Here is a 24093-nt window from a genome sequence, read left to right as displayed (position 1 = left end):
GTCTTAAAATTTAACATCAATATATTCATTTAACATTCATTCTAAAGGATTCTCAAATAGAGCCTTGACTTAATTTATACCCTATTCCCCACACCGTTTGTATATAATCCTGCTTCACGCCGCATTTAGCTAATTTATTTCTTAGATTACTTATATGAACTGTGATGGTATTATCATCACACATATATTCATTACCCCAAACACTTTCGAATAAATTAGCCTTTGAAAATACTTTTTTGGGATTTCTTATTAAAAGTTCAAGGATGTCAAATTCTCTGGTGGTTAGCAATACTTCTTGGTTATTTACAAATACCTGCCTATTTTCTATATTGAGAGAAATTTCTTCAAAAGTTATGATTTTGTTCATATTATCCTTTGAGGCGAAGTCAACGTATCTTCTTAAATTACTTTGAATTCTGGCTAAAACTTCATCTATATCAAAAGGTTTGGTTATAAAGTCATCGGCTCCAGATCTAAGCATTTCTACTTTAATTCCCTTTTCCTCTTTAGCTGAAATAATTATTATAGGCATTTTTTTATCTTTCCTTATTTGAACCAAAAGTTCCTCTCCGGATTTCCCAGGTAGCATTAAATCCAATAAAACCATATGCCATTGGTGCTGTTCTAAATATATCAGTGCTTCTGTTCCTGAATATGCTGATTTTACGCTATATCCTTCATTAGATAACATTTCGTAAAGCAATTTATTTATATCATTATCATCTTCTACTACTAATATTTTAATATCTTTATTCATATCAAATCTCCATAGTTATTATTTATTAGATTTCATAACAAGTTCATTTAATTTTATGTAAAGTTCTTCTTTCTCTTTTAACAATATAGATATTCTCTCTTCATATTGAGTTTTTAAATTCCATATTTCTTCCCTAAAATAGGTTTCTTTAGCTAAAGATTCTTTAGCTATTTTAAAATCAAGCTCTTCTTGTTTTTTTCTAAGTTCCTCATTATAGTTTTCCTCTAAGGAAGCTATAGTAGCTTTAAAGTCTTTTTCTTTTTTCGAACTTTCATCCTGATCCAAAATTAATTGATTTTTAAGACTTTCATATGTATTTCTTATATTGGAAATTTCTTCTTTAAAGTTGATAATTTTTTCTTCCAATATCTTATTTTCCTCTTGGAAATCTTCAAAATTAGATAATTGACCTTGTAGCATTTCATTTTTGTCCTTAAGAAGTTTATTTAATTCTCCAACCTCTTTAGCTATATCCTTTTCTTTTTTTACTTCCTCTTTTAGTTTTGTGATTTCTTTATTACATTCTTCTAGTTGCTTTTTAAATTCCTTTAGCTTCTCTTCAACCTCTTGTTTTTCAGAAGATAATTTATTAAATAATTCTTCTTTACTAGTAAGATCTTTTTTATATGTATTATCCACTTCTAAGGACTTAATTTTATTTTTCTCTAATAAGTTAATATAAATATCTAATACACGTTTGGTTATGCTTTGCAACTCATCTATATCATTTTGAGCATGATTAAAACTGTCTTTAGCACCATTTAATTCATAGTGTTTAACCATAACTTCCATTAAATCTTTATTATTAATTCCATGATCTTGAGCCATTTTAAAGAATTTTTCTTTTAATTCCTCATTTATTCTAACGCTAAAAATTGAATCCATTCATATTCTCCTTTTTTAAACTTATAAAACTTAATTATTCACTTTCATATTATAACATTTTTGGCTTTAAAAATCTGTATACATACTGTAAATATAGTATACTATATGTATACATTGAATATACTTAGGTATACAAAGTAAACTTAAAGTATACAATAAGTTTTTGGAAATGAAATGTGAAATTTGGATAATATAATAACACCATTCAATATAATAAAAGTTATATTGAATGGTACTTTTTAAAAGTAGTATATATGAAATTTAGATTTTGAAATTTGAAAAAATAAATAAAGGAGGAAATATACCTTTGAAAATTTTTCAAAGATTTAAAACTCTAGAAAATGAGGAAGAGTGTATATAGCAATTTACAATAAAGTTATAGGAATAAAAGATGAATGAATGGATTTACAGATATTTTAATATATATATAATGGTTAAAAAGAGGAAGGGTTAAAAATAAATGATTAATTTCCATAAGTTATTTATAGATTTTTAATTTAAAGCTGATATAATTATAATATAAGGTAAATTATTTTATATGGAAGGTGATTGTATGGAAAAAATGGTATTAAAAGGCGGTTATGTTAGAACTAAGATTGAAGATATTCATGACTACCATCAAAAAGTGAATAGAGGTGCTGGAGTTGTAAAAGCTAAGAAAGGTAAAGGGTCTTATAATAGGAAGAAAAAACACCAGAAATCAATGGATTACGGTTATTATCATTGATTCTGGTGTTTTTTTATTTCACTTTTTCTGGATCATTATATTTAACTCCAAAGGTTTCCACAGAAACACTTTTCATTTTAACATCAGTGGTTGGTTTATCATTTGCACCAGTCTCAACGCTAGCGATTTTATCCACAACCTCTATCCCTTCAGTAACTTTACCAAAGGCAGCATATGTATTATCTAAATGAGGTGCATCTTGATGCATTATGAAAAATTGAGAGCCCGCAGAATCATTATCTTGAGATCTTGCCATTGAGATAACCCCTCTTACATGAGCTATATCATTGATTTCAAAACCATTAGAAGTAAATTCACCTGCTATAGAATAATCTGGGCCTCCCATACCTGTACCTTGAGGATCTCCACCTTGAATCATAAAGCCAGGTATAATTCTATGGAAAGTTAAGCCATTATAGAAACCACTATTAGCAAGAGAAATAAAATTTCTCACTGTGTTTGGTGCTTTTTCTGGATAAAGCTCTAGCTTTATTATAGAACCATCTTCCATTTCTATAGTAGCAATGGGATTTTTATCCTCTGGTTTTTTCTCAGTTTCTTTACTTGCGGTTGGTGTGTTTGAATTATTTTCTTGTGATGAATTGTTGTTATTTTTGTCAGTTGAATCCTTATCTTTAGAGCCGCAACCTACTAAAAACATAGCTCCTACTAAGATAATGGATAATACTGAAATTATTTTTTTCTTCATTAATTGTCTCTCCTTTTAGCTTATGATTTTTACTATGTATACTCTATAAAGTTTATCATTTATTAGTATAGATTAAAATATAAAATATATGAAATTTTTGTTATATTTACATATATAAGTTGTAATTAAGTTTCTACATTATACAAATAGGCTTAAATATAAAATTAGATTAATTAGAACTTCATAAAATAAAAGCCTATTTGTATAGTGTAGTTTCATTATTGAAATATATATATTGTAAAATCATAGGAATTAAGAATTTAATTTAGAGAGATGGATTTTTTAAATATTACATTCAGGATTTATTAAACCACTCACTGCTTAAAATCCCATATTGTAATAAGTCAAATCTGATGCCATCTCGTAATACATATTCTCTTAGGCATCCCTCTTTTACAAAACCAACCCTCTCATATAGTTTAATGGCACTATGATTATATTCAATAACTGTCAATTGTATTTTATGAAGATTTAATTCTCTAAATCCATAATCAAGGGCTAAGCACATAGCCTCTCTCCCAAGACCAAGATTTAAATAAGAACTATCACCTATACCAATAAATATACTTGAAGTGCCACTACTCCACCTTATGTTTTCAAAGCCAATCAAACCGATGATATCTTCATTTTCCTTAGAAAATATTCCTAAAATTATTTCATTATGATGTTGTTCTTCGATGCCTATATAGTTTTTAATATCTTCATAGTTGAAAGGAATCGCCGTTACATTATCAAAATATCTTAAGAAATTCATATCATTAAACCATTTTTTTATGGTAGAAAGATGTTCTTCATCAATGGCACATATTTTAATTCTATCTGTATTAAATAATTTTTTTATGGGTTTAGTTTTTGATATAGAAGTTTCTTCAAATGAGGTGATCTTTAGTTTATCATCTATAGTTTTTGTATAGTTTTCCATAAGTTGTAGCCCCCTTATAAAATATTGTAAACAGTATATTTTTTCTCTAAGCGTACAGGTCCATAGGACATTTTTGCTATCCTCAAACCCGAAAGTCCCATATCATCCTCTCTATTTATAAATGGAATATTGTTGTATAAAATCTCCGTGGATTTTTGATTTATAAAGGCAAATACTCCTGAATAGTTCTTATCTCCTTTTTCAAAATGAATAATTGCCATATCTTCATTTACGATTTCCCCTATACTAAAACCTGCTATTACATCATCTACATATACAGCTAATCCCTTAAGATTTAGTAATTCTATATTATCTAAAATATAGTATATTGCTAAAAGCTCAAACTCTGTCAATTTATCATATTCACCATAGCTTTTATACCAAGTGTAAGCTACATCTTTACAATGTTTCTTCACCTCTTCATCACCTATTTCAGTTAATCTATAATTATAGCTTTTTTCAAACTTATTATAATGATTTCTTTTTTTATGAAGTATCTTTCCCTTCATAGTTATTAAATCTTCACTTCTATAAATATAATCAAAGTTATCTCTATCTTCTTCATATATTAACTTATCTCCATAGATTTCTAATAAATCTAAAATGAAAGATTCTTCTACCTCTTTAAAAAGGTAATCCATATTATTTTCTTTGAACTCCTTTTTTAACAGTTCTACTATATTTTTAAGGTTGAATTTATCATAACCAAGTAGCTGCATGAAGTGACTTTTATTATGGTAGTCTTTTTTCTTGATAATAAGAGCATTATCTTTGATAGTATATTGAATATCAGATGCATCTTTCCATATCATTAAAGTGGAGAAAGAAAATTCACAGGTTTTAAAGTTATAAGGAGTAATATAAGGTAATATATTGTCTTTATCTAAAATAGTTATTTTTCTAAATTCTAGCATAAAATCCTCCGGTTAATCTACAAATATATTGCGTAACTAATACCAAATAATATTATTATATCACAAATTATTTATGTATATTAGTATTATAGATTTTAATATTTTCCTATAGTATAATTATATTTTAAGGGGGGATATACATGAAATTTATCGATTTAAGAAGTGATACAGTTACAGAATTAACTGAGGATATGAGAAAAGCTATGTATAGCGCTAGTGTTGGGGATGATGTATACGGAGATGATGAAACAACTATAGAATTAGAGAAATACGCAGCAGAGTTAGTTGGGAAAGACGCAGCTCTTTTTGTACCAAGTGGTACTTTTGGTAATCAACTAGCGTTGTTAACTTATTGTGAAAAAGGTGATGAAGTTATCTTAGGTGAAGATTGCCATATAGTTTGTCACGAGGTTGGAGCAGCAGCAGTAATTGCAGGGGTTCAACTTAGAACTCTTAGAAGTAATAAAGGAGAACTTTCGCCTTCAGATATCGAACGTACAATAAGAAAAGAAGAAGATATACACTATCCGAATACTGCATTGATATGTTTGGAAAATGCTCACTCTACTGGAAGAACTATATCCTTAGAGAATATGGCTGAAATTAGAGAAGTAGCTAATAAATATGGATTACCTATACATTTAGATGGAGCAAGATTATTTAATGCTGCTACATACTTAGAGGTAGATGTTAAGGAAATTACTAAAAATGTAGATTCCGTAATGTTCTGTTTATCAAAAGGTTTATGCGCACCTGTAGGGTCAATCCTTGCTGGAGATAGAGAATTTATTGATAGAGCAAGAAAATATAGAAAACTTATGGGTGGTGGACTAAGACAATGTGGAGTTATAACCGCAGCTGGATTAGTAGCTCTTAAAGATATGAGAGAGAATTTAAAATTAGATCATAGTAAGGCTCAATATCTAGCTAATAAATTAGCTACGATTCCCGAAGTGACTATTGTTGAAGATTGCCTTCACATAAATATGGTTTTCTTTAAATTAGATGAAAAAGTAGACTCTCAAGGACTTGTAGATTATCTATTAGAAAATAACATAAAAATCTCTGGTGAGGAAGATGGTCTTATGAGATTTGTAACTCACTATTGGGTTAGTGAAGAGAATATAGACTTGGTGGTAAAAACCATGAAAAAATTTATTTCAAAATAGTACTAAAAAGGGCTGCAATAATATGCAGCCCTTTTTAACATTATTTTGAAAAAATACTCTTACTAATCTAGATAATCAATTAATTCTTCTATACTATCTATTAGATAATCTGCACCATAGGCCATTGTTTCCTCGATAGGTAATAAGGAATAGCTTACTAAACAGGTTTTAGCATCAGCATTTTTACCACATAGAATATCATTATGACTATCTCCTACCATTATAACTTCCTCTGGTTTAACCTGTAGTAATTCACAGGCCTTCATAACAGGCTCTCCATTTGGTTTATGTTTTTCTGTATCTTCTGGACTAACTATAACATCAAAATATTTAGTTAGATTAAATAGCTCTAATCCTCTTAATGCTGTATTTCTTCTTTTAGAAGTTACAACTGCCAGCTTAATTCCTTTTTCACGTAAAGATATTAAGCCTTCTTCAATTCCATCAAAGGATTTAGTATATTCATCATGAATTGAAAGTGAGTATTTCACATATTCATTAACAATTTCCTCTACGTTGTCAGGAAAATACTTGCCTAGTACATCTGATAATGGAGAACCAAAAGTTTTAATTATTTCTTCCTTTGGAACCTCAATGTTTAATCCGTTTTTAAATACATGTTGAAAGGAAGTTATTATTAACTCATTAGTATCAATTAAGGTGCCATCTAAATCAAAAAATATTGCTTTTATCATATTACATCTACTCCTTTTCTTTAAGCATACTTAAAGGCACATACCACTTAGAATGCAAAACACCATTCTTATCTCTATATATACCATTTCTATCTTTAACCATCACAGTGGCTCTCTTATTGATATTGGTAACTATACCAGTTTTCAATGAGCCTTTATGAGAAAAATAAACGACTTGTCCATAATTTATATATATAGGTTCTTTATCATAAATATTCTGCTTTAATAATTCATGATAGCTACTTTTATGACCAAATATATTATTAGCAATAAACTTAAATCTATTCTTTTTACAGCTTGAAGAACCATAATTATAGAACTCAATTACGTGGCAAAGCTCATGTTCTAGTATAAGCATAAGTGCATCTATGAAATCATAGGCATCTATACCACATACTCTTTTCACATCATCAGTTCTATTAAAATTCATTAAAAGTACATTACTTACTTTAATTTCATAGAATTTTCTATTATTTCTTATAGAGTATATGGTTTTGCCTCCACTTTTAGTCATTTTATTAGAGGCTGAAAACTTAATAGTATCCTTAAGGGCATATGAAATTTGATTTTCAAAAAATCTATGGTCATAATATTTAAATAATACTTCAACATGCCTTACATCTATGTGTTTTATATCCTCAATGACAAACTCTTTAAGAAACATAGTTCTAATATCTTTTCTTAATGATTTTATATAAACTTCATCATATTTTTTGAAAACAATCATATTATCCCCTATACAAATTTAATAATAATTATCTAATTTATAATAACATTATTAGCTGTATAATACAAATAGTGCTCCTAGGTCATTGATACCTAGGAGCACCATATTAATCTTTAAGAATATTATTAATAATATTACTTAACACATCATTGTATTTAGAACTTTCCATTAAATCTTTTCCTTTATTATCTATATCTTCAACATCTACATTAAGTTCTTTTAATTTATCTTCAATAGAAGAAATTATTGAAGATATAAATTGTTTTCTATCACTCTTAATTACCCCTCTACGCAAACAAGTCTTAAGGGCCAATAAAGAAAGAATTAATCCTTCATTTTCTCCTAAGAAGTTCTCATGATTAGCTACTACATAATTTACTGCTTTTAAAAGTAAATTTTTATATAAGGATATATCTTCCTTTTGAGAAGTAAATGCTAAAATTACTTTTAAGGTCAATAGGAATTTTGTATAATCATCTTCATCAGTAGATTTTGCAAAAGCTCCATCCGCAAGTTGTTGAGTAGCTAAAATTCTCAAAAGTTCCTTTTTCTCTACGTTATTTATATCCAAATTATTAAATAGTGATTCGTCTAAGTATTGATTATAGTAGAAACTTGGAGAAATAATCTTATTCTCCCCTTTATTTAAATCAATTTTTACTGGTAAGAATTTTTTCATAACTATACCAAGTACTGGTTCATAAATTTCTTCTAATAATATGAAGGAAGTATCTTCACTAATAATACCTACTTCTGTAGATATTTCAATGATTTTTTTCTTCATTGCCTCATATATTTCTCCTCTTTGATAGGTTAATCTATTTTCTAGAGATTCAATTCTCTTTTTATACCATACTTTTTCTATTAGATTTGCGTTCACTTCTAAATCTAATTTAGTTAGCCCTATTCTTCTTTGTATTCTTCTACTGCCAACTTTACCTCTTAAAGTAATTACCCCTTCAGTGTTGCCCTTAATTTTTGCAAATATTGAGAAAGGTTCTCCATCATACATATATTCAATAGTTCTAGGATATGTCCTTTCTACATCTATGTTTCCCCAATCTATGTCTATATCTGTTATTTGTAGTCCTCTAATTCTATTGAATTGTCTTAATACTACATCTTCAATTCTAACACTTCTATTAATAAATTCTGCTTTTCCATAGGTAATTCTTGCTAATCTATTAATGAAGTAGGTATTTACTGAGGCATCCATACCGAATGGGAAAATTCTACTTTCTTTACATACCTCATCTACATAATCTAAAATTTCATTTTCATCATCTGCTAAATCATCTGTAAATAGCAATATAGTATTTTCTTCACCAGATTTTTCGTTTTCAAAGGCATACTTAATACCATCAAATATTACAGCATCACATTCACATTTTAATTCATCTATCCATTTTGAGGCCAATTTTAAGTTTTCGTCATTAAAGGGTACTTTTCTTTCATTTGTAAAGTAATGAAGAGTGTCACCCAAAGCAACTATGTTAAAGCTATCCCCCACATTTAAATTTCTTAAACAAAGTTGAAGGGCAGTTTTAGCTTCTTTTATCTTATCTCCATCCATAGATTCTGAAATATCTATTAAGAAGATATATTTACCTGGTTTTTTCTCTGTATCTTCATCAATGTCTGGAAAGAATTTAAGATATACAACCCCTGAATTTTCCTTATAGTTTTCATACATTATACCTGAGGTTTCACAAGTTTCATTCTCCTCAAGATATATAATCATATCTTTATTAAGTTGTTGATTATCATCTTCAAGGGTCAATTTATAAAGGTTATTTTCCCCTTCCTCTACATGAATCTTATGAGTGTCACAAGAAAAATTTGTACTTTCAAAAGTTTCCACCAGTAAATTTAAGTTTAATTTATAGCTTAATTCTTCTTTTTTAAGATCTTGATTTGAAAAATTATTTATAGGAGGGATTATTTTAGGTATTATTAATTTTAGTTTACCATTATGATAAGATAATTCTTCTATATATGAAATCTTTATTGTTACTGTTTCACCAGGTAAAATTGTGCCAATAGATATTCTAAAGTTATCCTTATTTAATTCCTCTAATAAAAGATTACTTCTTTCTTTCTCTACATTTTTATATATTTTTTCTATTTCTAATTTATCTTCTACTAGACCTTTTATTACTCTTCCACCAATGTTTGCTTCAAATCCTGACAATACCGCAGTATCTGGTATTGGGAAGTTATAGACAGCTTTAAGATCATCTTCACCTCTATTCAAGTAAACGTGGCTTATGGTAAATTCAACAAATTCACCACAGATGTTACCATCTATATCTACCTTTTTAAAAGTAATTAAATTTTCTGAACTTTGTCCTTGAACCTTTTCGTATTCCATATTATCTCCCCTTTTACTTACACATAAATTTTTGTGTAGATATATTTATTGTATCAGAAATGAAATAAAAAATGTAACTTAAAATTAAAAATTTTAAAATTATTAAGAAATAAGGCTAAGGGGAATCCTTAGCCTATGAACCTTTAGCAGAGATAATTACCAGAGGTGTTAATATATTTTTCACATCCATTATGAATTACCTTACATATTCCCCCGTCAAAATTATAAACCTCATCAAAAATAGGATCTATAACTATCTTATTATTTATATCTACAAATCCCCATTTATCCTCTATTGCCACTGCAAAATATCCCTCACTGTAATCTAAAACATTATCATATTCAGTAGGAATTATTATGTTACCATCACTATCAATAAAACCATATTTATCTTCTACTGCTACTACTCCATAATTATTATTAAAACTATCAGCCCAAGTATATATAGGAGGGATTTTAAAATCACCCTGTTTGTCTATATAACCCCAACCTTCATCTGTACATACACAGGCTAACCCCTTGGAAAATTCACAAGCAAATTCAAAGTCACCATTCAATGCTCTTTCAAATTTTTCATTAATAAAAAAGTAGCTCTCTCCTATTGAAACTGAAGCAAGATCTTCACTAAAATTATTTGCATAATCATAGATAAATCCACTTATACATTGTCCATTGGTATCTATAAAACCTAATTTATCACCCTTTTTTACTAAGGCTAATCCAACTTCTTCAAATTCATTGGCATCTTCAAAAGTATATGGAATTATGACTTTCCCACTGCAGTTAACATATCCCCATTTTCCAAATAATTTTACAGCAGCAAGTCCTTCAGTAAATCCCTTTCCCTCATCATATTTTATAGCAATGACTTCTTCACCAAGTTTATTTATATAACCATACTTATGATTTAATTCTACAAGGGCCATCCCCTCATTAAAATAATTTATATCATCATATTTAGGTTGAATTAAATATTCACCTTTGGAATTAATAAAGCCACATAATCCATCTACCTCTACAAAGGCCATTTCGTCTTCAAATTCATCTGCATAATCGAACTTAAAAGGTATTATTATATTTCCCTCCATATCAACATAACCATATTTATTTTCTTCTTCTGCTGGGTATAACTTCATTATATATCCTCCTACTTTAAATACATTAAATTATATATAATAATTATATACTATAATTATTATATTTTTAATCATAACTATACTATAATAAAGTTAAAATTATTTCCACACATTTAATTGTTACATATATGAATTTATATTATAATTAAAAAAGTATAAATTTTGAAAAGGGGTGCTTAATATGAAAAACTGTATAGTGGCTCAATCAGGAGGACCAACTTCAGTTATTAATGCCAGTGCTATGGGAGTGTTCAAAGCTAATAAAGAATTTAAATATTATGACGTAGTATATGCAGGGGTAAATGGTATAGAAGGAGTATTAAACGAAAATTTTATTAATCTTTCTGAGATGGATGCTGAAGTTATAGATAGATTAATATACACTCCATCATCTGGATTAGGATCTTGTAGATATAAATTAAAATCTTATGAGGATAATAAAGAAGAATATATAAAGCTTTTTCATATATTTGAAAAATATGAGATAAAGGCCTTCTTCTACATAGGTGGAAATGATTCTATGGATACAGTTCACAAGCTTAGCAATTATGCTAAAGAACATAATATAGATGTTAAATTTATAGGAGTTCCAAAGACCATAGACAATGACCTACCAGTTATGGATCACACTCCAGGTTTTGGTAGTGCTGCTAAATTCATAGCAACTACAGCACTAGAAAACAAATTAGATGCTAGTGTGTATGTTGCTAAAAATGTATTTATAATAGAAGCTATGGGTAGAGATACAGGATGGCTTGCTGCTAGTTCCTGCGTCGCAACATTAAATGGAGAATCAGTCGTAGATTTAATATACCTTCCAGAAGTAGCTTTTAGTTCAGAAAAATTTATAGCAGATATTGAAGCTAAACTTAAAGAGAAAAGCTCTGTAATTGTGGTAGTATCTGAAGGAATAAGAACGGCAGATGGGACTTTCTTAGGAAAACTTGGAGGAACAGGACTAGATAAATTTGGTCATGCTCAGCTAGGCGGAGTATGTAGCTATTTAAAAAACCTTATAACTGAAAGCGGAGTGTGTAAGAAAGTAAGAGCTATAGAACTTTCTACCATGCAGCGTTGTGCAATGCATTTTGCATCTCAGACTGATATAGAAGAAGCCTTTAGTTGTGGATATGAAGCTTTAAAATACTCTTTAAATGGTGAGAATGGATATATGATAGGTATTAAAAGAATATGTAACACTCCTTATAAATCAGAAACCTTTGCAGTTCATACCTCAGAGGTGGCGAATGCTATCAAATACTTCCCTAAAGATTGGATTAATGCAGAGGGTAATAATGTAACTAGAGAAGCGTATGAGTATACTTTACCATTAATCATAGGAGAACCCAAAATTCAGTATGAAAATGGTCTTCCTAAGTATGCTTGCATAAAATAAATGATAAAAAAACTTTATCTTTAAACATAAGATTTTAAGAATTAAGGGACTACCTATGATTGTAGTCCCTTAATTCTTAATAAAATTCCAAAACCTTTAATTAAAAGTTAACGGAATAAAATCAAATTTATCATAATGGAATAATCCCTTAGTAGTTAATTTCAATTCAGGAATTACAGGTAGTGCCATAAATGACAGGGTTATAAAAGCATCAAATCCTAGGTTTAATCCATAACTTTTTATTATGTTATTTAGGTTTTTAAGCTTGTCATATACAAATTCAGCGCTACTATTAGTCATAATGCCTCCTATTTCTAAGGATAGTGAATCAATAACTTCACCTTTACTTACAACAACAATTCCTCCACCAATTTCTATGAGGGTATTTACAGCTACTGTCATATCTTTATCATTATCTCCAACTACTATTATATTATGTGAGTCGTGGGAAATAGTTTGTGCTATGGCACAGTTCTTTAATCCCAAGCCTTTTATAAAACCTACAGCACTATGTCCACTATCTTTATGTCTTTCAATTACTCCTATCTTCAGTATATCCTTATCCTTTGCAGTAATATAGAAATTCTCTTCCGTATTAAAATTTTCAACCAAAGCTTTTGTTTGAAGAGAATGAGGTTCTACTCCAATTATATTAATATATTTATCCGTAGATTTTATACTAAATAAGCTCTCATCAATTGGAGTAACATTAACAGATTTCTTCATATTATTAGTAGTGATTTCTTGAGAAATATTTTCAAATAATTTACCACTTTTAATAACACTGTGAATATCTACGGATACTAGATCATTAAGTATTACTAAATCAGCTTTATATCCAGGTGCAATAGCTCCTTTATCTTTAAGTCCATAACAGTTGTAGCCATTATAGCTTGCCATAGTATATGCTTTAATCGGATCAACACCTTCCTGTATACTTAATTTAATAGAATTATTAATAGAACCTTCTTCTATTAAATCTTCTAAATGCCTATCATCACTACAGAAGAGAAATCTCTGATAATTATTTTCATCAATAGCAGGAAGTAACGCTTTTAAATTCTTAGCGGCAGATCCTTCTCGAATAATTACATACATTCCCCTCTTAATTTTTTCAGTAGCATCTTCTAAGGTAGAACACTCATGATCAGTTTTTACACCGGCTGTAATATATGCATTCAATTCTTTTCCGCTTACATTTGGAGCATGACCATCAATATATTTTTTTCTAAAGCACATCAATTTTTTCATCATACCATCTTCTGTATTTAATACTGAGGATACATCCATAACCTCCCCTAATCCAAGGACTTTAGGGTCATCTAGGAATTTTTCTAAATCTTCACTATTTAAAGTATGTCCATTATCTTCAAAACTTATGGAAGGGACACAAGAAGGCATCATATAATATACATCTAAATCAGTATTATATGAATTATCAATCATAAACTTAATTCCATTACTACCATGTATATTTGCTATTTCATGGGGGTCCGCGATAACCGAAGTGACACCATTCCTAAGAGCTAAATTGCCGTAAATTTGAGGAATTACCATGGATGACTCAATGTGAACATGAGCATCAATAAAACCAGGGCTAATAATCTTATCACTGCAATCTATTTCTAAAAAGCCTTCATAATCACCTATTCCTACAATAATATCATTACATATACCGATATCTCCAATTTCTAAGCTTTGAGTAAATACATTTATAAATGTAGCATTTTTTAGTACTAGATCACATTTATAAGTTTTTAATGAAGCCATTATACTTTTTTTAAAACCACACATACATCCAACCCCTTAAAACTAAATATAAATATTATAATTCTTTTCATTAAATTTACAAAACATATATATATTTGCCAAATAATCTTATACTAATTATATTAATTAATCAATAAAAAAATCAACTTGTAAAAGATATTTATTAACCTTTATAAGTTGATTTTCTATAAATTTATTTGTTTTATTAAATTAATTTAGTATTTTACTCAATTTTTTCTTCATCTATAGGTTTAGACTCATTGTGAATATGACTATTCCAATTTATATAAATATGAAACAAACTAACTACATCTTGCATATTATATAAGAGAATTTTTTCTTTTTTCTCATCAGGCATTCTATTAAAATATTCACTATCCTTCATTACTTTACCAAAGGTCTTAGCTAAAGTAGAGCCACTTATTAATTCACTTTCCCTTACAATTCCAAATTCACTCTCTAATACCTTTAATCCAATAGATTTTTTCATTACTTCTTCATATTTCTTTTGTAAATCTATCTTCACAAAATTTTTGTCAAAATCAAAAGGAAGCTTATATTTTTTTAATAAGTAATCTATTACTATAAAATCATTATTACCTGAAAATGTGACAATACATTTTTTATTTAAACCAAACTTCATATATTCAAAATATTTTTTTGAGTGAGTTAGCATTTCTTTCAACTCATACTTATTTTCAAGCATAAATTGAGTTATCTTCAAACAATTTTCGGCTTCATTATAGTATCCAGCGCCAAAAACTCCAATACATATAGGCTTTTTATAAACATAGTGTTCTAAATCAAAGAAAATGGCATCCTTAAAAAATTCCTTATTTCCTTCTATATCTAAGCTATTACTAAAATCTATTTCTTGTAATTGAATACTAGAATTTTTAACTATCACCTTACCACTCTTTTCCGTATATCAAGTTATTAAACATTTAAGATATTTTATAAAATTTTAATATAATCATAAACACATAAATTAATTATATCACATTTATATTCTACATTACTATAGAAACCTTTTAAATACTTCCAATAATAACTTATTGACAATATTTATCAATTAGAGTATAATTAAATTAAATAAATGAGAATAATTGTCAACAAGGAGTGAGTTTCATGAGTATTTACGATTTAAAACCTGGGACAAAAGGTTTTATTAAATATTTGGATTGTAATGAGAAACTTAGCAAAAGATTGTTAGCTTTAGGTTTTGTTGAAGGTACTGAGGTATTAGTTAAAAATACTGCACCCTTAGGTGATCCAATTATAATAAGTTTAAGAGGGACAAACCTAGCCATAAGAAAAAAAGATGCTAAAAACATTCATATAATGGAGGCAGTATAATGAAGACAATCGCTTTAGTTGGTAATCCCAATGTAGGAAAGACAACTTTGTTTAATGCACTTACGGGTTCTAATCAATATGTTGGAAACTGGGCTGGGGTTACTGTAGAGAAAAAGGAAGGCTTTATTAATAAAGAAACAAAGCTTGTAGACCTTCCTGGAATCTATGCAATGGATACTTTTTCTAATGAAGAGAAAGTATCAAAGGAATTTTTAAAAAATGATGATGTTGATTTAATTGTAAATATAGTAGATGGATCTAATTTAGAGAGAAATCTATATTTAACCTCTCAGCTAACAGCATTTAATAAACCCATTATATTAGTAGTCAATATGGTAGACGTGGCAGAAGCTTCAGGTGTATATATTGATTATGATACTCTATCAAAAAAATTAGGAGTGTCAATATTGCCTATTTCTGCTTCCAAAGGAATAGGAATTAAAGACTTTCAAGAATTTTTAATTAAAGAAGATTTTAAAGATTTAGATTTAAGAATAAATAGTATTCATAAATTTGTGAATATGGATGAGAAACAAGCTTATAGTTATATTGAATCTATTTTAAAAGAATCAGTAGTTGGAAAAAAATCAGCTACTAATAATTCTACAGAAAAGATAGACAAGTTAGTACTAAATAAGGTTTTAGCTTACCCGATATTTTTAGGAATTATGTTTTTTATATTTAAGGTTACTTTTGAGTGGGTAGGAGCTCCCCTGCAAGAATTACTAACTGTTTTTTTAGAAGGTTCAATAATACCTTTAGTGGAGAGTGTGCTATCTAGTACCTCACCTTGGTTTCAATCCTTAATAATAGATGGTATCATTGGTGGAGTTGGTTCAGTTATAGTGTTTTTACCAATAATTTTGACACTATTTATATGTATTAGTTTTTTAGAAGACAGTGGTTATATGGCTAGAGCGGCTTTTATAATGGATAAGCTTATGAGAAAGCTTGGTCTTTCTGGAAAGGCCTTCATTCCACTATTAATGGGTTTTGGATGTTCAGTGCCAGGCATAATGTCAGCAAGGACACTTGAAAGTGAAAAAGATAGGAAGCTCACAGCATTAATAGTTCCTTTCATGTCCTGTAATGCAAGATTACCTGTATATGCTCTATTTGCTAGTGCTCTATTCGTAAGTAATCAATCTTCAGTGATATTTTTTCTTTATTCCTTAGGTATATTAGTTGCCTTTATCATGGCTCTAATCTTTAAAAATACACTATTTAAAAAAGATGAAGAACCATTTATCATCGAATTGCCTGAGTACAAGCTTCCTGAATGGAAAAATTTGCTTCTTCATACATGGGAAAAAGGTAAAGGTTTCTTGAAAAAAGCTGGGACTATAATATTTGCAGTTTCAGTAGTTGTATGGTTTTTGTCTAACTTTAACACTTCAGGTATGACGGATATAAATAGTAGCTTCTTAGCTAGTATTGGTGATTTTATCTCCCCAATATTTAAGCCTTTAGGCTTTGGAACTTGGCAGAACTCTGTAGCATTACTTACAGGACTTATGGCAAAAGAAGTAGTTATAGGGACCTTAGGAGTACTATATAGTGGAGATTTGGTAATGCAAATTGCTGAAAATTTCACTGTTGCCAGTGGAATTTCTTTCCTAGTATTTACATTGTTATATACACCTTGTGTTTCAGTTATAGCTGTTATGAAGAAAGAATTTGGAAGGACCTTTGCTATTTTTTCAGTGGTATATCAATTTCTTGTAGCTTGGATTGTGTCCTTTAGTTTTTATAGCATATTAACCATTTTATTTTAGTATATAGGAAGGTGATAATATGGTAGAAATTTTAACAACTATTTTTATAGTTTTAATAGCAAGTTTTATACTATACAATAATTTTAAGAAAAAATCAAAGGGCGATTGTGGATGTGGTAATTGTTCATCGAAATGCTCAAAGTACGAAAAAAAGGATAATCTTTGAAAATTATTAAAAAAGTTTAAATATAAATACAACATCATTAAGAAATTAATTGATGTTGTATTTTTTTTATTGAAAATATTCAAAAAATGTTGAATTTTTTGAAGAATCGTTTTATAATGAACCTATTAAATCGTATACATTACATATATTATACGGTTAAAAAAAGGGGGTCTCATTTTTATGGGTTTTTGGATTGGATTGTTTAAATTTTCACCAGTATTTGTACTAGCCGGATTAATGATTTCTGGTATGGACTGTTTACTGGCAGCACCGATTGCAACTATATATGCATTTGTTGTTGGTGCGATAACTGACAAATTGAAGTTTGATGAACTTCTTGATTGTGCAGTTAAAAATGTTGCGCAATTAAATTTAGTTTTCTTTATTCTAATGTTTGCTTATGCTATGGCAGAAGCATTTATGTCTACAGGTGTTGGAGCGTCTATAGTTAATATAGCACTTACTCTTGGATTAACAGCAAGAACTGTTGCAGTTGTTGGCTTCTTAGTTACAGCAGTACTTTCAGTGGCTACAGGAACTTCTTGGGGAACATTTGCTGCATGTGCTCCAATTTTCCTATGGCTTAATCATATAGTTGGTGGAAGTATATTATTAACTAGTGCGTCTATAGCTGGAGGAGCTTGTTTTGGAGATAATATAGGTCTAATATCAGATACAACAGTTGTAAGCTCTGGTATACAAAAGGTTGAAGTTATTGATAGAGTAAGAAGCCAAGGAGTTTGGTCAATTATGTGTCTATTAATAACTGCCGTAATTATATTTGGAATTAGTCTTGGTATGAAACTACCAACTGAGGTTGCTAATGCAAGTGTAGCTATTGATGCTATACCAGCAGAAGCTATGGAAGCTCTAGCTATAGAGAAACCATCTGCAGTTGACTTATTAAATCAAGTCAAGGAAGGAGTTCCATATTACATGGCTATACCACTTGTATTAGTTATAGCTGTTGCAGTTAAAGGTATACCTACTTTAGCATGTCTAGCCGTTGGTATTGTTTCATGCTTTGTATTGGGACGTTTTGCTGGAACTGTAACTGGTATAAAACCATTCTTAGAAGATATAGTTTTTGTAGGCTTTGAAGGTGCTGGTTCTTGGGTTATAGTAATGATGATGTGGGTAGGAGCCTTTGGTGGAATAATGTCAAAGATAAAAGCCTTTGACCCATTATCTAAGTTAGTACTGAGAATTTCTAGAAATGTAAGACAATTAATGTTCTGGAATGGTATTTTATGTTTAGTTGGTAATGCTGCTCTTTCTGATGAAATGGCTCAAATAGTAACTGTTGGACCAATAACAAAAGAATTAGTTGATAAGAATGTTGAAGGTAGCCCAGAAGATATGTACAAACTATATTTAAGAAATGCTACTTTTGGAGATGCTCTTGGAGTATTTGGTTCTCAATTAATTCCATGGCACGTATATATAGGATATTATGTAGGAATTTTAACAGTGGTTTATCCACTACATAAATTTGGTCCTATAGATATAATAAAATATAATGTAATGGCCTTTGTAGCTGTTATTTCTATCTTATTATTAACAGTAACTGGTTGGGATAGATTTATACCTAAGTTTGGATTACCAAGAGAACCAAAAGTTAGATTAAAAAAAGGCAATACATCATCTATAGGAGATGAAGGTAAAGCTAGTACTACAGCATAAAATAAATGAAATACCTAGGAGATTTCTCCTAGGTATTTTTAGCTACTAACCATAATACCACCATTTACATGTATAACCTGACCACAAATATAAGTACTGTCTTCGCTGGCTAATAATACATATACTGGAGCTACTTCAACAGGTTGACCTGGTCTTTTTATAGGAGCTGTACTGCCAAATTGAGCTACTTCAGTTTCAGTAAAGCTTGCAGGAATTAGTGGAGTCCATATAGGCCCTGGAGCTACTGCATTTACTCTTATTCCTTTATCTATTAGATTTAGGTGAAGGGATCTAGTAAAGCTCACTAGTGCTCCTTTAGTCATTGAGTAGTCAATTAAAGTCTTATGACCTTCATAGGCTGTTACCGATACTGTATTAATTATAGTGCTTCCTTTTTTCATATATTTGAGAGCTTTTTGAGTCATGTAAACTGCACCAAATACATTGGTAGAAAAAGTTCTATTTAATTGTTGTGAATTGATTTTGTCTAAAGAATCTTGAGGATGTTGTTCTGCTGAGTTATTTACAAGAATATCTATAGTTTTAAATTTATTAATGGTCTCATTAATAGCAACCCCACAGAAATTTTCGTCACCTATATCCCCTTCTATTAAAATACATTCACCACCGTATTTCTCTATCTCAGATTTAGTTACTTTAGCATCTTCTTCTTCATTCAAATATACTATAGAAATTTTAGCCCCTTCCTTAGCGTAAGATATAGCTACTGCTCTTCCAATACCACTATCTCCACCAGTAATAAGGGCTACTTTACCTTTGAGTTTGTTTGTTCCAACATAAGTAGTATCATCATATACAGGAAGTGGATTCATACTTCCTTCTATTCCAGGTTGCTTATTTTGATGCTGCGGTGGCATAGATTTCTTAAAATTATTGGTATCTATCATTATGTATACCCCTCCTTTAAAATTATAATATATGTTGTGCAATTGCTTATAATTTTAAACATAGGTAAATAAAAAATAACCCTGCCAAGGCAAGATTATTTAAAATGCTATTTGCTCATCTCTTCATCAAAAAGCTTATCGTACTCTGCAACCACTGCATCAAACTCATTCTCATCTTCTACCATCTCATAAGTAGCAGATTCCCCTTCTCCAACAATTTTATATACATAAGCCTCTTCTTCATTTTCTAATGGCGCAAGAAGTAAGTATTGAGTGTCCTTAATTTCAATTTCTTCAATAACTTCTAGTTCTACCTTTTCCATTGTTTCTGCATCTGTTAATGTTATAATTTTCTTATCTTCCATGTGAATATCTCCTTTTTTATAGTAAAATTTAGCACTAGTTCTAATTATATAGTATGCCCTTTACTTTTACAATAATCGTATAAAAGTTCTATCAATGTTTCTTTAGTATTTAGTTTTGGATTTTCAATAACTAAGGATAAAAGATAATTAAGAACCTCTCCAATGAATTTTCCCTGAGGAATGCCCAGTTTTAACAAATCACTACCCTTAATAGGTAAATCCTTTATACAAAGAGGATCTCCTCTTTGTATAATATCTCCGCAGATTTTTTTTAGTAAAAGTATTTCACTTAAATTGATATATTCAGAAGCAGAGGCCTTTCTATCAGCAATAACCAACTGAAATAAAGCATCTAGATTATCTATTCCAACATTTGCTATGAACTTCCTTATAGCGACTTGTTTTTTATACTTAGGGAGGTTATGATATCTAACTAGAACTTTTACCCTGTTTATAGTATTATTATCATACTTTAATCTTTTTAGTATGATTTCACTAAGAAGTTCTCCTTCTATTTCATGGCCATAAAAATGTCCAAAGCCTTTATTATCTATAGAGAAACAATTTGTTTTAGCTATATCATGGAGTAATGCGGCCAGTCTTAAAATCATATTATTAGGTACTTCATCTAATACCTTTAGAGTATGATTAAATAAATCTAAGTTGTGATATTTACTTCTTTGATCAAAGTCAATTTGAGGAAGAAGTTCTGGAATTATATATTGTAACAAGTCTACTTGGGAGAGTTGTCTAATACCGTAGGAAGGCATATTATTCAATAGAATTTTATTAAATTCCTCTCTTATTCTTTCCTTACTTATGTTTTTAATAAGTATGCTATTTTTCTTAATACTTGCTTTAACGTTATCATCCATAGTAAAATTTAGTACAGATGAAAATCTCACAGCTCTAATCATTCTAAGTCCATCTTCTTGAAATCTTAAATCTGCATCCCCTACGGTATTTATAGATTTATTATTTATATCTTCAATTCCATTATGATAATCAATTAGCCCTGTATCATGGTTATATGCCATGGCATTAATCGTAAAATCCCGTCTACATAAATCCTCCTTTAATAATGAAGTAAAAACAACTTGTTTAGGTCTTCTATTGTCTTCATATTCCCCATCTATTCTATAAGTTGTAACTTCATAAGAATCTTTATCAATTAAAATGGTAACAGTTCCATGGCTTATACCGGTATCTATAATTTTATAAAATGGAGAAAATATATGTTTTATATTTTCGGGTTTAGCACTGGTGGTTATATCCCAATCACTGGGAGTTTTTCCTAGCAATGAATCCCTAACACAACCTCCAACTGCAAAAGCTTCATAGCCATTTTCATATAATATGTTTATAATGTTACAAACATTTTTAGGTAAATCTATTTTAAAATTCATTTCCATCTATTTATAGTGAACACTATTCACCTAAACCCTCCTAATTTATGTTATTTTATTTAAGATGCCTTAATATATAAATTATACATTAAAACCTCTCTCTTATTATATGAAAATACTAAGATTTGAAAATAATCTTTAAAATAGACCGTATAGCATTACTTTTAACGCTCCTATATGAAAACAGCTTTTAAAAATGCTATCTCCAAGAGGCTTTAAAGTAATATTATACAGCCTTAATTTAAAGTATTACTAAGTTTTAAATTCGCCATTTAGTACTGGGATCTATTAATTTATCTTTTATATCTATTCCAAACAAACCCTTGGCTAAAGTTCCACTGTCTATAGGGTGGGCATCTACGACTTGATTATTTAGCTCCTGTATACCATCTTGAAGATTTATTCCCTTGCCTTTGGATCTATTCTTTTTATTTTTCATAAATAGTCCTCCTAAAGCTTTTAGGAATTATATTTTTCCAATACTTTATCGAATTCTTTACCCACACCTATGGATTTATATTCAACTTCACCATTACTTCTGTTGATTACCTTATATGCACAGGCTTCATTAGAATTTTTAGGTCCTGCTATGATATATTCTGAATTATCCACTTTAACTACATCTATTAGCTCTAATTGTACAGGATTTCCTTCTTCGTTATATACTGTAATAAATTTATTATCCATTTTAAAACCTCCAAATTTTATTATATTTATAAGATGTGCTAAAATATCGAATTTTATTTATTAACTTATAAACTTTATTATTTATTTTCTATTTATAAATAAGACGTAAGAAAAGGACAAAGATTTTAAAATCATCTTTGTCCTTTTAAATAATCCATTCTCTCTTTAACTTTCTTCTCGTATCCTAAATTGGCTGGAGTATAATAGATTTTATCTGTTAGTTCATCGGGTAAATATTGCTGGTATACATAGTGATTTTTATAATCATGTGGATATTTATAATCACTTCCAGGATTTAAAATCTGTGCACCACTATAGCTTTTATCTCTTAAATGTACAGGTACTTCCCCTATTATATCTTTTTCCACGTCATAAATAGCACTATTGATAGCATTATAACAAGCATTACTTTTAGGTGCAGTGCTTATATAAATAACTGCTTGAGCTAATGGAATTCGTGCCTCTGGCATGCCTATATGCTTTACAGCATTTAATGCAGCATTAGCTAAAAGTACAGCATAAGGGTCTGCATTTCCTACATCTTCGGATGCGGCTATAAATACTCTCCTAGCTATGAATTCAGGGTCCTCTCCTGCATATAACATCCTTGATAAATAATGAATGGCGGCATTGGCGTCACTGCCTCTCATACTTTTAATGAAGGCAGATATAACATCATAGTGACTGTCACCGGATTTATCATAGCTAACATTTTTTTTTTGCATGCACTCTTCAATGACTTCTAGGGTTATGTATATAATTCCATCCTCATTTCTATTAGTAGTCAACACAGCTAGCTCTAAGGCATTTAAAGCCCTTCTTCCATCACCATTAGAGTTAACACATATAAAACCTATAGCTTCTTCATTTATATTAATCCTTATATTTCCATAGCCCTTTTCCTTATCAGTTAGAGCTCTATTTATAAGTTTTCTTATATGCTGGTCCTCAAGTAAATTAAGTTTAAATATCATTGAACGAGATAAAAGAGCCTTATTTACTTCAAAGAAAGGATTTTCAGTGGTAGCACCTATTAATATTACGGTTCCCTTCTCTACGTGAGGAAGTAGTGCATCTTGTTGGGTTTTATTAAATCTATGTATTTCATCAATAAATAAGATAGTTTTTTGGTTTCTCATTCTTTGATTTTCTAGAGCCTTTTCCACCATTTCTTTAATATCTTTGATTCCTGATGTAACTGCATTTAGTTCATAATAGCTACATTTAGTTGTGGTGGCAATTATTTTTGCTAAGCTAGTTTTTCCGACCCCAGGAGGACCATAGAAAATTAAAGATGTTAATCTGTCCCCTTGTATAGCTCTATATAATAATTTATCTTTAGATAAAATATGTTCTTGACCTATAAACTCTTCTAATGAACACGGTTTCAATCTTTGAGCTAAGGGTGCATTACTTATTGTTGTATCACTAGATTTATCATCATAAAGGTCAAAGAGCGAAATGTTATTAAAGTTATCCCCCATGAATCACGCCTCCTAAAGAATTATAGAATTAGTATATCATATTAAAGTCTAATATAAAAATAGACTATGTATCTAAGTAGCTTTT

24 protein-coding genes are annotated in these 24093 nt (G+C 29.4%); 7 read left to right on the top strand and 17 right to left on the bottom strand.

What is annotated here, in order from left to right; all coding sequences use genetic code 11:
- Nucleotides 1-52: 52 nt before the first annotated feature.
- Both ACI48Q_RS10410 and ACI48Q_RS10405 read right to left on the bottom strand, forming a co-directional pair.
- On the bottom strand, nucleotides 53-757 hold the full coding sequence (locus ACI48Q_RS10410; RefSeq protein WP_474919015.1) for a response regulator transcription factor: 705 nt from the start codon (nucleotides 755-757) through the stop codon (nucleotides 53-55).
- Between the two features lie 18 nt (nucleotides 758-775).
- The gene (locus ACI48Q_RS10405) at nucleotides 776-1642 is read right to left on the bottom strand and encodes a hypothetical protein (protein ID WP_474919014.1); all 867 of its coding nucleotides are present in this window, start codon (nucleotides 1640-1642) and stop codon (nucleotides 776-778) included.
- Nucleotides 1643-2195: 553 nt separating this feature from the next.
- On the opposite strand from ACI48Q_RS10405, the gene arfA reads away from it, so the two are divergent.
- Nucleotides 2196-2369 carry an alternative ribosome rescue factor ArfA gene (gene arfA, locus ACI48Q_RS10400; protein ID WP_474919013.1) on the top strand — a complete coding sequence of 58 codons (174 nt, stop codon included), beginning with the start codon at nucleotides 2196-2198 and terminating at the stop codon, nucleotides 2367-2369.
- Between the two features lie 13 nt (nucleotides 2370-2382).
- Here arfA and ACI48Q_RS10395 read toward each other — a convergent pair whose 3' ends face one another.
- The 3 genes from ACI48Q_RS10395 to ACI48Q_RS10385 all read right to left on the bottom strand — a co-directional run bounded on the left by ACI48Q_RS10395 (nucleotide 2383) and on the right by ACI48Q_RS10385 (nucleotide 4914).
- Nucleotides 2383-3078 carry a peptidylprolyl isomerase gene (locus tag ACI48Q_RS10395; protein WP_474919012.1) on the bottom strand — a complete coding sequence of 232 codons (696 nt, stop codon included), beginning with the start codon at nucleotides 3076-3078 and terminating at the stop codon, nucleotides 2383-2385.
- A gap of 295 nt (nucleotides 3079-3373) precedes the next feature.
- The gene (locus ACI48Q_RS10390; protein ID WP_474919011.1) at nucleotides 3374-4000 is read right to left on the bottom strand and encodes a GNAT family N-acetyltransferase; all 627 of its coding nucleotides are present in this window, start codon (nucleotides 3998-4000) and stop codon (nucleotides 3374-3376) included.
- 14 nt (nucleotides 4001-4014) lie between these two features.
- Complete coding sequence (locus tag ACI48Q_RS10385; RefSeq protein WP_474919010.1) at nucleotides 4015-4914, bottom strand: DUF2156 domain-containing protein; 900 nt, start codon at nucleotides 4912-4914, stop codon at nucleotides 4015-4017.
- A gap of 140 nt (nucleotides 4915-5054) precedes the next feature.
- Here ACI48Q_RS10385 and ACI48Q_RS10380 point away from each other — a divergent pair, with 140 nt between their 5' ends.
- A complete protein-coding gene (locus ACI48Q_RS10380) occupies nucleotides 5055-6083 on the top strand; it encodes a threonine aldolase family protein (RefSeq protein WP_474919009.1) in 1029 nt (342 codons plus the stop codon).
- Nucleotides 6084-6145: 62 nt separating this feature from the next.
- Here the strand turns inward: ACI48Q_RS10380 and ppaX are convergent, their stop codons facing one another.
- The 4 genes from ppaX to ACI48Q_RS10360 all read right to left on the bottom strand — a co-directional run bounded on the left by ppaX (nucleotide 6146) and on the right by ACI48Q_RS10360 (nucleotide 11012).
- On the bottom strand, nucleotides 6146-6778 hold the full coding sequence (gene ppaX, locus ACI48Q_RS10375; RefSeq protein ID WP_474919008.1) for a pyrophosphatase PpaX: 633 nt from the start codon (nucleotides 6776-6778) through the stop codon (nucleotides 6146-6148).
- Between the two features lie 7 nt (nucleotides 6779-6785).
- Complete coding sequence (locus tag ACI48Q_RS10370; RefSeq protein WP_474919007.1) at nucleotides 6786-7505, bottom strand: hypothetical protein; 720 nt, start codon at nucleotides 7503-7505, stop codon at nucleotides 6786-6788.
- Between the two features lie 106 nt (nucleotides 7506-7611).
- Nucleotides 7612-9876, bottom strand: a complete 2265-nt coding sequence (locus ACI48Q_RS10365) for a VIT and vWA domain-containing protein (RefSeq protein WP_474919006.1) — start codon at nucleotides 9874-9876, stop codon at nucleotides 7612-7614.
- 143 nt (nucleotides 9877-10019) lie between these two features.
- Nucleotides 10020-11012 (bottom strand): WG repeat-containing protein, encoded by a 993-nt coding sequence (locus ACI48Q_RS10360; protein ID WP_474919005.1) that lies wholly within the window; start codon nucleotides 11010-11012, stop codon nucleotides 10020-10022.
- A 181-nt stretch (nucleotides 11013-11193) separates the two neighbouring features.
- On the opposite strand from ACI48Q_RS10360, the gene ACI48Q_RS10355 reads away from it, so the two are divergent.
- Nucleotides 11194-12408, top strand: coding sequence for a 6-phosphofructokinase (locus tag ACI48Q_RS10355; RefSeq protein ID WP_474919004.1), 1215 nt, complete (start codon nucleotides 11194-11196; stop codon nucleotides 12406-12408).
- A gap of 96 nt (nucleotides 12409-12504) precedes the next feature.
- Here the strand turns inward: ACI48Q_RS10355 and ade are convergent, their stop codons facing one another.
- Both ade and ACI48Q_RS10345 read right to left on the bottom strand, forming a co-directional pair.
- Nucleotides 12505-14202 (bottom strand): adenine deaminase, encoded by a 1698-nt coding sequence (gene ade, locus ACI48Q_RS10350; protein ID WP_474919003.1) that lies wholly within the window; start codon nucleotides 14200-14202, stop codon nucleotides 12505-12507.
- A gap of 199 nt (nucleotides 14203-14401) precedes the next feature.
- Entirely contained in the window at nucleotides 14402-15085 is a 684-nt protein-coding gene (locus ACI48Q_RS10345) for a ribonuclease H-like domain-containing protein (protein WP_474919002.1), read from the bottom strand.
- A 221-nt stretch (nucleotides 15086-15306) separates the two neighbouring features.
- Here ACI48Q_RS10345 and ACI48Q_RS10340 point away from each other — a divergent pair, with 221 nt between their 5' ends.
- The 4 genes from ACI48Q_RS10340 to ACI48Q_RS10325 all read left to right on the top strand — a co-directional run bounded on the left by ACI48Q_RS10340 (nucleotide 15307) and on the right by ACI48Q_RS10325 (nucleotide 19158).
- Nucleotides 15307-15534 (top strand): FeoA family protein, encoded by a 228-nt coding sequence (locus ACI48Q_RS10340; RefSeq protein WP_474919001.1) that lies wholly within the window; start codon nucleotides 15307-15309, stop codon nucleotides 15532-15534.
- Entirely contained in the window at nucleotides 15534-17309 is a 1776-nt protein-coding gene (feoB, locus tag ACI48Q_RS10335) for a ferrous iron transport protein B (RefSeq protein WP_474919000.1), read from the top strand. Before ACI48Q_RS10340 ends, feoB begins: the two co-directional genes overlap by 1 nt.
- A gap of 19 nt (nucleotides 17310-17328) precedes the next feature.
- On the top strand, nucleotides 17329-17475 hold the full coding sequence (locus ACI48Q_RS10330) for a FeoB-associated Cys-rich membrane protein (protein ID WP_474918999.1): 147 nt from the start codon (nucleotides 17329-17331) through the stop codon (nucleotides 17473-17475).
- A gap of 180 nt (nucleotides 17476-17655) precedes the next feature.
- Nucleotides 17656-19158 (top strand): Na+/H+ antiporter NhaC family protein, encoded by a 1503-nt coding sequence (locus ACI48Q_RS10325; protein WP_474918998.1) that lies wholly within the window; start codon nucleotides 17656-17658, stop codon nucleotides 19156-19158.
- 38 nt (nucleotides 19159-19196) lie between these two features.
- Here the strand turns inward: ACI48Q_RS10325 and ACI48Q_RS10320 are convergent, their stop codons facing one another.
- The 6 genes from ACI48Q_RS10320 to ACI48Q_RS10295 form a co-directional block, all read right to left on the bottom strand.
- Complete coding sequence (locus ACI48Q_RS10320; protein ID WP_474918997.1) at nucleotides 19197-20066, bottom strand: SDR family oxidoreductase; 870 nt, start codon at nucleotides 20064-20066, stop codon at nucleotides 19197-19199.
- Nucleotides 20067-20173: 107 nt separating this feature from the next.
- A complete protein-coding gene (locus ACI48Q_RS10315) occupies nucleotides 20174-20431 on the bottom strand; it encodes a DUF1292 domain-containing protein (protein WP_474918996.1) in 258 nt (85 codons plus the stop codon).
- A gap of 44 nt (nucleotides 20432-20475) precedes the next feature.
- On the bottom strand, nucleotides 20476-21837 hold the full coding sequence (locus tag ACI48Q_RS10310; protein WP_474918995.1) for a CCA tRNA nucleotidyltransferase: 1362 nt from the start codon (nucleotides 21835-21837) through the stop codon (nucleotides 20476-20478).
- A gap of 259 nt (nucleotides 21838-22096) precedes the next feature.
- Nucleotides 22097-22276, bottom strand: a complete 180-nt coding sequence (locus ACI48Q_RS10305) for a hypothetical protein (RefSeq protein ID WP_474918994.1) — start codon at nucleotides 22274-22276, stop codon at nucleotides 22097-22099.
- Between the two features lie 20 nt (nucleotides 22277-22296).
- Nucleotides 22297-22524 (bottom strand): DUF1292 domain-containing protein, encoded by a 228-nt coding sequence (locus tag ACI48Q_RS10300; RefSeq protein ID WP_474918993.1) that lies wholly within the window; start codon nucleotides 22522-22524, stop codon nucleotides 22297-22299.
- Between the two features lie 131 nt (nucleotides 22525-22655).
- A complete protein-coding gene (locus ACI48Q_RS10295) occupies nucleotides 22656-24008 on the bottom strand; it encodes a replication-associated recombination protein A (RefSeq protein ID WP_474918992.1) in 1353 nt (450 codons plus the stop codon).
- Nucleotides 24009-24093: the final 85 nt, after the last annotated feature.

This window comes from Clostridium sp. LXY-7, assembly GCF_056172015.1.
The sequence above is the reverse complement of the archived record's forward strand: the minus strand, read 5'-3'. Positions and strand labels throughout refer to the sequence as shown.